Source organism: Limnofasciculus baicalensis BBK-W-15 (genome assembly GCF_024178385.1).
Classification (GTDB): Bacteria; Cyanobacteriota; Cyanobacteriia; order Cyanobacteriales; family Coleofasciculaceae; genus Limnofasciculus; species Limnofasciculus baicalensis.
On the sequence record NZ_JAMZMM010000207.1, the window covers coordinates 1 to 10,828 of the forward strand.

Sequence of the window (10,828 nt, forward strand, 5' to 3'; positions counted from 1 at the left end):
ACAAACAACAAACAACAAACAACAAACAACAAACAACAAACAACAAACAACAAATGACGGATAAATTATTAATTTCTGGGACGAATACCGACGCGGGAAAAACGGTTCTCACCTGTGCTATTGCTGCTTATTACCAAAAATACTATCCCCAAAAACAGTTAGGCATTTTTAAGCCAATTCAAACAGGGATTGGAGATTGCGAACTATATCAAACTTTATTTAAGCTGAATCAAACTTCTGGAGAAATTACTCCATTACAGTTTAAAACACCTGTAGCACCACCTGTCGCTGCCGATCGAGAAGGGCGAAAGATAGATTTAGGATTGGTTTGGCAAGCTTTTGAAAAATTGCAACAAAGTAGAGATTTGGTTTTGGTGGAAGGATTGGGAGGTTTGGGTTCGCCTATTACTCATGAATTAACAGTGGCTGATTTGGCACGGGATTGGCGGTTACCTGTGGTTTTGGTAGTGCCTGTCCAATTGGGTGCGATCGCGCAGGTTGTTGCGAATGTCGCTTTGGCGCGTCAGTGTGGGGTGCAATTGCAAGGTATTGTTCTCAATTGCGTTGAGCCTCGTTCCGAGGAGGAAATTGCTGATTGGACACCGATTAATCTGATTGAATCTCTGACTAATGTACCGATTTTGGGTATTTTGCCTTATTTGTCTGACGCTAAGGATTTGGTGAAATTGGCTCAAGTTGCTTCGGATTTGGATATAGAGAAATTAGTTTATAGCAGTCGAGTTTATACCCATAGTCTTTGAACAACATAAGCATCAAACACTTCATCACGGCTGACTAAAGCTAAAGAATGATTAATCGCTTGGGCAATTAAAATTCTATCGAATGGATCGCGATGATGGAAGGGTAGATTAAGAACCTGTACAGTATCCACAAATGAAATGGGCAGTAGCAAAATGCCAGATCCAGGTAACTGAGCTTCGATCTTGGCATAGTCTACTTGCAGCGTCAGCTTACCAATGCTGATTTTGATTGCAATTTCCCAAAGACTGGCAATACTCAAATAGACTCTATCGGCGGATTCAATCTGCTCTTTCAAGGTAACTGGTAGGTTAGGAGCATTTTCTGAAAACCAAATGAATGTGTGGGTATCGAGGAGCAATGCACTCATTACATATACTCCTCGAAATCCTCTAATGGTTCATCAAAATCATCAGCAAGCGGTAAGACAAACGTACCTTTCATCATCCCGGCTTGACGTTTCTTTTGAGGAGGATTTATGGTAACCTCGTTATTTGCATATTTTGCAGCTAAGAATTCTATATAGTGCAGCACTTCCTGTTTCAGGGAATCTGGCAACTTGACCAGGGTTTCTAGGATGGTGGTTTCTAGCATTAGATCGCCTCTTGCTGGATAAACTTATGATAACAATTGCCAAGGGAAACTTACCCAGCCTTTCCAACTTCTGGCAGATGCCAGAATGTGATGCCATTTTCATTATGACTGAGCAAAATCCCCAAATTTTCCAGACTTTCCAAACAGTCGAGAATAACTTTTTGTTTGCGATTGCCTTCTTTAAAATGGGCGGTAACTTGGGCGGCACTCCATTCGCCGCTTTCGGTACGGAATAAATCGCGAATAGCGGAAAGTTGCTCTTTGAGGGTTTTGGGGAAGGGTTGTTGTTGGGTGGGGATAATGGGGGTTTCGGTTTCGGTGGTGATGCCTTCAAGGGTTTGTTGCGCGTAGGTTTCGCCGGGAGCTTGGTAGTCGGGGCGGAGCCAGCGAATATTTCCGTTGCGCTCTTCTTCAGCGCGTTGGGCGTTGAGGGTGACGAGGTTTTCTAGGATTTGCTCGTCGGTGAGGCTGGGTTCCCAACCGTAGGCGGCAAATACTGCCGCATCGATTTCGTCGTGGATTTGTTTGAGGGTGGAGACTAGGGCTTTTTGGTTGAAGGCTTTATCTTTGTCGGTGAGGGGTTCGCCGTTGCGGAGTTTTTCCAGGAGGTTGTACATCCCGGTGATCGTGATTTCGGGGTGGGTGGCTTGGACTCGTTTGCGGTGGCTGTCGAGGTGTTCTCCGAGTTCCCGGATGGTTTGTTTTTGGGTTTCGGTTGGAGTTGGGAAGGGGAAGGGGTCGAAGCACACGGTATTGTTGTAACGTGGGTCATTTCCAACACCTAATCTTCCTCCTGCTGCTAGCGACCAAGTAACATGAATTCGGCTAGAAAGAACGCCTAAGAAATAAGCATCATCAAGAGCGATCGCAACAATGCTCACATCAGGGATAACGCTTGAATCTAAGAATGTAAAAACGCGATGTTTAGCAGTTAATACTACAGGAATATACCGCTGAATTTCGCTTATAGAATCACGGGTTTTAGGCATGGTCTCTGCAAATAACCACCAATTATCTCTTCGCGATCCTCTATTATTTAAGTCGCGCTCAGGTTTGACGTTAAGTAGAACTTGATGGAAAGCTTTAGGGGCTTTGATTTGTGCCTCATTTATAGTCATTCCATAAAAATCAATGACTTTTATATTTCTACTCTTTTTCAGAATATCGCTACCATTAGTTAGCCGTTTAATTACAAATGCTTCATCAGTCAAATCAAGATTTGATTCAACAATAAAACCATCGTTACCAAGCATGACACCTATGCCTGCAAGCTTTGAATTTGCTTGAAGAGGTTGTACGCCAACAACGTTAGCTCCCACACTCAGATCGCTTTGGAGAAAGCCAATTTTTTGGGTAATCACTACTTTAACATCTTCACTGTCTCGATCTCCTCTTTCTTCAACAACTGATTCAAGCTTTCCGCTTGCTTTTCCTGCTGCACAAGCAGTCATAGCAATTCTGACTGCTGCACAATCGTCATTATTTATCCAGGGGTGATCGGGGATTGCAAACGTTATATAAATAGGTTTAGGAGCGGTTAGAGCCTCTTGGACGATACGACGATTGAAAGTCTGAGTAATACTATTTGTGGTAACAAAGCCAAACTTAACTATCTTACTATGAGCAGCTAATTTTGCAGCTTTATACCACCAGTACATAACGAAGTCACAACTATCAGGAACCTTATTTTTATAAGCCTCACGTAGTGCTTTGACATACCCTTCCCCAAGCCTAAAAAGCATCTTGAGCTTTCCAATAAACGGCGGATTCGAGACAATATAATCCGCCTCCTGCCACACTGCCGCCCTTGGATTCAAATACCGATAAATCGTGACTTTATCCGTCGGATCGGGAATATCTTCCCCCGTCACTGGACTTTTTATCATTCGCCCGCCCCAGCGAGTTCTCACCTTCCCCTCTCCATCCACATCTGGCTCTATCTTGTCATATTCCAACACCGCATCCCGGCATTCAATATTGTTGTATTCCCGCAATACAGGTTCTATAGGCGGCAAATCGCCAAACCGCCGAAAATGCCACTGCAAATACCCAATCCAAATTACCAAATCCGCGATCGCAGCCGCCCTCGGATTAATCTCAATTCCCAAAAACTGACGGGGATTCACCTGATTGATATCTAACCGCAATTGCGCCACTCCGGTGACATCTTCCAAGCGCCGCAACACCTCCGATTCCAACCCCTTTAACAAATCCAATGTCACATACAAGAAATTCCCAGAGCCGCACGCCGGATCGAGAATTTTTACTTCGCGTAACTCCGTCAAAAATGCCTCTAAAACTGCGATCGCTTTTTTCCTTTGATTTGCAGTCGGTTCCGATTCTCCTGCGTTGAGTAGCTGTTTAACCTCCGCTTGTACCGCAATCCAGCGATCGCCCAAAGGCTCCATCACCACAGGTTTTACCAACCTTTCCACATAGGATCGCGGCGTATAATGTGCCCCTAGTTTACTCCTCTCTCGCGGATCTAGCGCCCTTTCCAACAAAGTGCCAAAAATTGCAGGTTCCACATTCCGCCAATCCCGCTTTGCTGCCTGCAATAATACTTCCAACTGCGTCTTTGTCAAGGCAAACGCCTGCGACTCAGCAAACAATCCCCCATTAAACCGCAAAAGTTGGCCATAAAAGCCAAAATTAGTCCCTTCATTCATCGCCTGCCACAGCGCTTCTACCTCCGGTTTAAACATCTTCGGATTGTTTATCCATCGCGTTTCCAGCGCCTGGGTAAACAAATGTTCCTTTAGCAATCCCACATCTTCGGCAAACATGGTGAAAATACAGCGCATCAAAAACTGGGCGACTTGCTGTGGATCTATTTTTGCTTCCATTCCTTTTGCTAACTCTGCCAAATCTCCTGCCACTTCCCGCGTCACCCGCGCCGCAATCTTCTCTGGGTTCCGTTGTTGGGGATTAGTAAAAATATCGACAAACAGATCGAAAATATCTGCTTTTCGCAGATCCGCTAACCCAATTTCTCGACGCGCTCCATAGCCGCCATATTCACCGCTAAAACCCATCCATAACTCAAAATGATCGCCAATATCGCAAGTTAATAAAAAGGGCGGTTTGCTGGGGAGATTGCGGGTATAGGCAACTGCCTGGACAAATGCTTTTTCCATCTCTCGCAAATATGTATTTGTCCCCCGCTTTGCCGTTCCTTTTTTGCTTGTCGTTCCACCCTGTTTTGCTTCGATTAAAAAATGCCCTGCTTTGTAAAAATCGATGAACCCTGGAGTGACTTTACCGCTAGGGTGAAAAATTTTGACATCTTTATCAAAGCAGTAAGGATCGTTGAGAATTCTGCCTTTATCCATTGGGCGATCGACTCCGAGTGCATCGCACATTTCCACAAAAAATAGCTGGTAGTTTGCCCGCTCATTGCCCCTAGAACCTGCCCAGCGAGTGATGAATGTTTCGACTCGGGTGCGATCTGCCTCGTTCATGGTTCATTCCTGCTGCTTGTTTTTTTATTATTTTATACTTCAACCTTCATACTTCAACCTTTACTTGACACTTAATCAATGGGAATTAGAATAGGATAATATCTGTTTAATAATTTGCCAAAAAATGGTCTCTACTCTTCCCAGCCCCCATGCCATTGCCTCCGGAGAAATTCGCCTCGATATCCGCACCTTGCATCCTCAAATTGTTACCTGGCGGAGACATCTCCATCAACGCCCGGAATTAGGCTTTCAAGAGCAACTGACGGCTGAATTTGTGACAAAGAAGTTACAAGAATGGGGTATTGACCATGAAACGGGTATTGCAAAAACAGGTATTGTCGCTACAATTAATAGCGATCGCAATGGTCCGGTATTAGCAATCCGTGCGGATATGGATGCTTTGCCTATTCAAGAAGAAAATGATGTACCATACCGATCGCAACATGATGGTATGATGCACGCTTGCGGTCATGATGGACATATTGCGATCGCACTCGGTACTGCCTACTATCTCTCTCAAAACCGTCACCTATTTGCTGGTACTGTCAAAATTATCTTCCAGCCCGCTGAGGAAGGATTGGGAGGTGCAGTGCCGATGATTGAAGCAGGGGTATTGAAAAATCCTGATGTGGATGCAATTATTGGTTTACATTTGTGGAATAATTTACCTCTCGGTACTGTAGGTGTCCGGAGTGGTCCTTTGATGGCAGCAGTTGAGTGTTTTAACTGTACCATTTTCGGGAAAGGCGGACATGGGGCGATGCCACACCAAACCGTTGATGCTGTTGTCGTCAGTGCCCAAGTGGTTAATGCACTCCAAACTATTGTCTCCCGTAATGTTGACCCTATTGACTCTGCTGTGGTAACAGTAGGGGAACTCCATGCTGGCACCGCCCATAATGTCATTGCCAATACCGCCAAAATGAGTGGCACGGTTCGATATTTTAATCCTAAAATGGAAGGGTACTTTAGCAAACGTATGGAGCAAGCGATCGCAGGGGTTTGCCAAAGTCAGGGTGCAAGTTACGAATTGAAGTATTGGCGGCTCTATCCACCTGTCGTCAACAATCCCAAGATTGCCCAACTCGTAGAATCCATTGCTTCACAGGTAGTGGAAACTCCAGCCGGAATTGTGCCAGAATGTCAGACTATGGGTGGGGAAGATATGTCATTTTTCCTAGATACTGTACCTGGTTGCTATTTCTTTTTAGGCTCGGCTAATCCCGCTAAAGATTTAGCCTATCCCCATCACCATCCCCGCTTTGACTTTGATGAAACAGCCTTGGCTATGGGTGTGGAGATATTTGTGCGTTGTGTGGAAAAGTTTTGTGTCTGAAACTTTTTCTCGCCACATCAATATCAATTTATGTCTGGGATAGCTGGTAAAAATTAATATTTAAGTCTGTTTCATCTGATAACTTCCACGCCTTTCAATAAGTTGAAACACCTAACCCCCCAGCCCCCTTCCCTAATAGGGAAGGGGGAGGATGATTATGTTGGTGATGACAACCTACCTGACGGTGATGATGCTGCAAGATATCGATTTAACGGGAATCATTTAGATAGTTTCCCGATTTCAGGAGGATTAGATGTCAGTATCCATTAAGATTGCGATCGAAAGGAGAAAACACTATGTTTGGAAAACATTGAGCTTTATGCTTAAGGTTTTTCCTTTACTTAGTGGGATGGCAACGCCAGCCTTCAATATCGCAATTAAACCAGGATTAGCTCAACCAATTATTTCAGATGATAGTACAGGCACGCTAGTTACTCCAAATGGCAATAGTATCAACATTAATGGTGGTACTCTATCGGGGGATGGCGCTAATCTATTCCACAGCTTCAGCCAGTTTGGATTAGATGCCAACCAAATTGCTAATTTCCTTTCTCATCCTTCCATTCAAAATATTCTCTCTCGCGTTACAGGTGGAAACCCATCTATTATTAACGGATTAATTCAGGTTACTGGCGGAAATTCTCATCTATTCTTAATGAATCCGGCGGGGATTGTTTTTGGCGCTAATGCTCAACTAAATGTTCCCGCCTCTTTCACTGCTACTACTGCGACAAGTATCGGCTTTGGCAATACCTGGTTGAATGCGACTGGTGTTAACGATTATGCCACACTGATTGGTACGCCTAGCATTTTTGCTTTCAATACTTCACAACCTGGTGCTATTGTCAATAGCGGACAACTTAGTGTAAATTCTGGACAGAATCTGACATTAATCGGTGGTACTGTAGCGAGTACAGGTGAGTTAACTGCAACCAATGGCAATATTACTGTAGCTTCTGTATCGGGTAGTAATGTAGTACGCTTGACTCAACCGGGACATCTTTTAAGTTTAGAGATTCCTTTACCTCCTGATTCATCTATCCCCTTTACTCCCCTATCTTTACCTCAATTACTCACAGGTACAGATCCCCAACTTCTTGGGGAAGTCGGGAAGCTACAAAATGTGGAAAATGGTGATGTAGTAGCTAATCGGGTAACTGGAGGAAGTGCTGTACTTTCGGCAGCAAATAACCTGACATTAGTCGAAAGTCAGTTAACTACAACAGGTGATTTACAGTTATTGGCTCAAAATACTGTGCGGGTGCGAGATAGTTTAGCTAATCCTTTTATTGCTCATGCTGGAGGGGAACTCCTTGTTCAAGGAAACTTTGGAGTTGATATTTTTGCTTTAAATAATTCTAGCAGTTGGTTGTTTTCTGGTAGCAATATGGTATTGAGATCCGCTAATACTATAGGCGGTGATGCCCATTATACGGCGGGAGGTAATTTTCAGATCGAAAAATTGGATGGGAGTTTGGGGAATTTATTTAGCCCTTACGATCCAATTATTCTATCAGCAGGAAATGTTTCTTTAGGAAATTATACAGGGGCTTCCCTTCATATTCTGGCTGGAGGTAGTGTTAACTTAGGCTCTGTAGAAATTACGACTACAGATACTGCTGCTAACTCAATTCACTCAGGAAATACTACCCTTTTTAACGGTATTGATACCATTGGGAGTTTGGCGACAGTCACCTTATCCAATGGCGAAGTGGTGACGGTTGATGGTAGTAGTAGACCAACTTTAGATGTGAGGGCGGGAGTAAATTGGAGTGCCTTTCCAGGAGGTGCGCCTGGTGGGAATATTATTATTCCTAATCCCATGAATCCCACTCCTACTTTTCCTGGAGCAGTAGCTAATGCCAATATTAATATCGCAAATATTACTATTGCCCAACCTAATGGTTTGGTGCTATTAACCAATCAGTATAATCCTAATCCATCACTAACAGTTGGAAATATTCAATTCAGGAATATTGACACAAAAACGAATATAGGTAATGCTGGTTCAGTTGCTATTGATTCTCGTGGAAATGTTAATGGTTTCCGGATTCATGCGGATGCGAATATGGGAAATGGTGGTAATATTACCGCTAATGCTGGTGGCAATATCATTTTGGACATTAGCCAATCTGCTAATTTCCGCGCTATAGGTAATAATGGCAATGGCGGGAATGTTACCCTCAATGGAGGTGGAAAAATTAGTTTTCGTGATATACTATCATACGGTACAAGTGGCACTGGTGGTAATATCGCTGTTAATGGAGGCGGTAATGTTGAAGGAGATGATATTCTCAGCCGAGGTTCCCTTAATGGTGGGAATATAACTGTTAAAAGTGGTGATACCATTAACACTACACGGGTGGATGAAGGATCGATATCTTCGTGTCTTATAACTGCTAATTTTTGTGCTACTGGGAGTACGGGTAATATTAATTTAGAAGCAGCGAATCGTATTGTTTTAGGCGGTACAAATCCTACGGGAAGCTTGACAGGGCGCAATATTACTCTTACTACTAACGAAATTGATTTTGCCAGAAACCGAGCAGTCAGAGGAACTGGCGATCTTATCATTCAACCTTACAGCATAAATCAGGCGATCGCAATTGGTGGGGTCGATAGTGGCGATGCTGGTATTTTAGACCTGACAGCTAGTAAACTAGCTTTATTACAACCTGGATTTACATCTACCACTATTGGACGAGTTGATGGTACGGGTAATATCACAGTTAATCCGATAGAATTTCGCTCTCCTGTGAAAATTCAATCTCCCGGTGGTGCGATCGCAGTTAATGGCGCAATTACTGGCGTAAATAATACCTCAATTACTCTCAACAGCCAAACCACTACCCTGGGTGCAGATATCTCTACCACAGGCGGTGACATTACATTTAATAGTAGCAGCGTCCTCCTCAATAATGATGTAACGATAAATACTGGAGCAAACAGCGGTAATATTACCTTCAATGGTACTATTGATGGTCCTTATAATTTTACCCTAACTAGTTCTGGTGTAAGTACCTTCAATGGCGCAGTTGGTAGCACTACCCCTTTGGCAAGTTTCCTGACTGATAGTGGTGGGATAACCAAGCTCAATAATAATGTCACAGCTAACTATTTAGACTTCCAAGATGCAGTAGAAATTACTAATGACTTATCTCTGACAGCCACTGGGATTAATTTTAACTCAACGGTGACTGGTACAGGAAAAAACCTAGTACTTCAGCCTTTAGAGCCAAATCAATCTATCGATATCGGTAAGGATATCCCAACTAGGGGGGTATTCTCTTTAACGACAACCAATCTCAACGGATTCCAGGATGGATTTGCCTCTATTACGATTGGACGAGCTGATGGTAATGCTGATATTACACTAAATGCTACCCAATTTAAAGATCCGGTAAAAGTTCAGTCAGGTACGGGAAATATTATTGTAAATGGACAGATTCAGGGGACAGATAATGCTTCAATTACCTTGAAGGGGGCAACAATAAGCCTGAATGGTGGTATTGATACAGTAAATCAAGATATCAATTTCCTCGGTAACGTTTTGTTGGGACAAGATGTTACTTTAAGTAACGGTACAGGGAAAATAGATTTTCAGGGTACTGTTGATGGAGGTTATACTTTAGAAATCCTCAATGGTGGTATAACTATATTTAACAGTACTATTGGCAATGCCAATCCCCTAAATATTCTGAAAACTGATGGTGGTGGCATAACTCAAATATATGGAAATATAACGGCAAATCAGCTAGAGCTGAAAAATGCCCTGGAAGTGCTATCTTCATCGTCACTAACAGCAAATCAGATTAGCTTTGGCTCAAATATTACTGGTTTTGGCAATAACTTAGTCCTCAAACCATTGGATGGCAGTCAAGATTTTAGTCTGGCGGCAGTCGGTGCTTTCAATGGTTTTAATAATCTGACTATTGGTAGCAATAATGGTAGTGGTGCTATTGCACTCAATGGGGACTTGACTTTCCACAATCCGGTGACTATACTAGCACCCCAAGGAAATGGTTCAATTACAGTAACGGGAAATATTACAGGATTAGGTAATGCCCCAGTTACTATGGAGGCAAACCAAAATATCACCACCAGAAATATTACCACTCAAGGTGCTAATATTGCTCTCACTAGTAATCAAGGTGCAGTAGAAACTGGGAACCTCAATTCATCAGACATAAATCGCGGTGGTGATATTAATATTTCTGCTCATACTTCAATTAAAACCGGGATAATTGACTCCAGTGCCACTATTGGTAATGGAGGTAACGTTACCTTAGATCCCCAAAACGATATTGAAGTTACCTCGATAAATGCTCAAGGTGGCGATAGTGGTATCGGTGGCAATATAGATATTACCACCCAAAGATTTGTCCGGGCTACTGGAATATTTAGCGATCGCAATCTTACCACTGCAAGTCTTTCTACGGCAGGTGGCATCGGTAGTGGCTCGATTATTATTCGTCATCAAGGTGGTAGCCTTGACACTCCATTTACGATCGGGCAGAATTATAACGGGATAAATGGTACAGTGGGTGCGATCGCAACTGGTTCAGATAATCAAATAAGATCAGGAATATATCCCGGTATTTATCAGCAGGGGCTTTCTGGCAGCGATATTCAACTAATTACCCCAGAAATAAATCCCCCAAATCCCTTACCTCCAAAT

General features: G+C 43.2%; 6 protein-coding genes. 3 read left to right on the plus strand and 3 right to left on the minus strand.

Annotation, left to right across the window (positions count from 1 at the left end; translation table 11 throughout):
- Nucleotides 1–53 precede the first annotated feature (53 nt).
- The gene (gene bioD / locus NJ959_RS18705) at nucleotides 54–761 is read left to right on the plus strand and encodes a dethiobiotin synthase (protein ID WP_254013258.1); all 708 of its coding nucleotides are present in this window, start codon (nucleotides 54–56) and stop codon (nucleotides 759–761) included.
- Here bioD and NJ959_RS18710 read toward each other — a convergent pair.
- From NJ959_RS18710 to NJ959_RS18720, 3 genes are read right to left on the minus strand one after another with little or no spacing between them, the layout of a single operon-like run.
- Nucleotides 743–1,129, minus strand: coding sequence for a type II toxin-antitoxin system VapC family toxin (locus NJ959_RS18710; RefSeq protein WP_254013253.1), 387 nt, complete (start codon nucleotides 1,127–1,129; stop codon nucleotides 743–745). The two genes, bioD and NJ959_RS18710, sit on opposite strands and share 19 nt — an antisense overlap.
- Nucleotides 1,129–1,353 (minus strand): type II toxin-antitoxin system VapB family antitoxin, encoded by a 225-nt coding sequence (gene vapB, locus NJ959_RS18715; protein WP_254013254.1) that lies wholly within the window; start codon nucleotides 1,351–1,353, stop codon nucleotides 1,129–1,131. The genes NJ959_RS18710 and vapB overlap by 1 nt, the downstream gene beginning before the upstream one ends.
- A 50-nt stretch (nucleotides 1,354–1,403) precedes the next feature.
- Nucleotides 1,404–4,814 (minus strand): class I SAM-dependent DNA methyltransferase, encoded by a 3,411-nt coding sequence (locus tag NJ959_RS18720; protein ID WP_254013255.1) that lies wholly within the window; start codon nucleotides 4,812–4,814, stop codon nucleotides 1,404–1,406.
- A gap of 124 nt (nucleotides 4,815–4,938) precedes the next feature.
- Between NJ959_RS18720 and NJ959_RS18725 the strand changes: the two genes are divergently transcribed.
- On the plus strand, nucleotides 4,939–6,150 hold the full coding sequence (locus tag NJ959_RS18725) for a M20 metallopeptidase family protein (protein ID WP_254013256.1): 1,212 nt from the start codon (nucleotides 4,939–4,941) through the stop codon (nucleotides 6,148–6,150).
- A gap of 253 nt (nucleotides 6,151–6,403) precedes the next feature.
- Nucleotides 6,404–10,828, plus strand: a 4,425-nt coding sequence (locus NJ959_RS18730) for a two-partner secretion domain-containing protein (protein ID WP_254013257.1), incomplete at its 3' end; no start/stop codon positions are given.

Coding starts and splice junctions, on each gene's coding strand:
- bioD (WP_254013258.1), top strand. CDS start 54: ATGACGGATAAATTATTAATTTCTGGGACGAATACCGACGCGGGAAAA.
- NJ959_RS18710 (WP_254013253.1), bottom strand. CDS start 1,129: ATGAGTGCATTGCTCCTCGATACCCACACATTCATTTGGTTTTCAGAA.
- vapB (WP_254013254.1), bottom strand. CDS start 1,353: ATGCTAGAAACCACCATCCTAGAAACCCTGGTCAAGTTGCCAGATTCC.
- NJ959_RS18720 (WP_254013255.1), bottom strand. CDS start 4,814: ATGAACGAGGCAGATCGCACCCGAGTCGAAACATTCATCACTCGCTGG.
- NJ959_RS18725 (WP_254013256.1), top strand. CDS start 4,939: ATGGTCTCTACTCTTCCCAGCCCCCATGCCATTGCCTCCGGAGAAATT.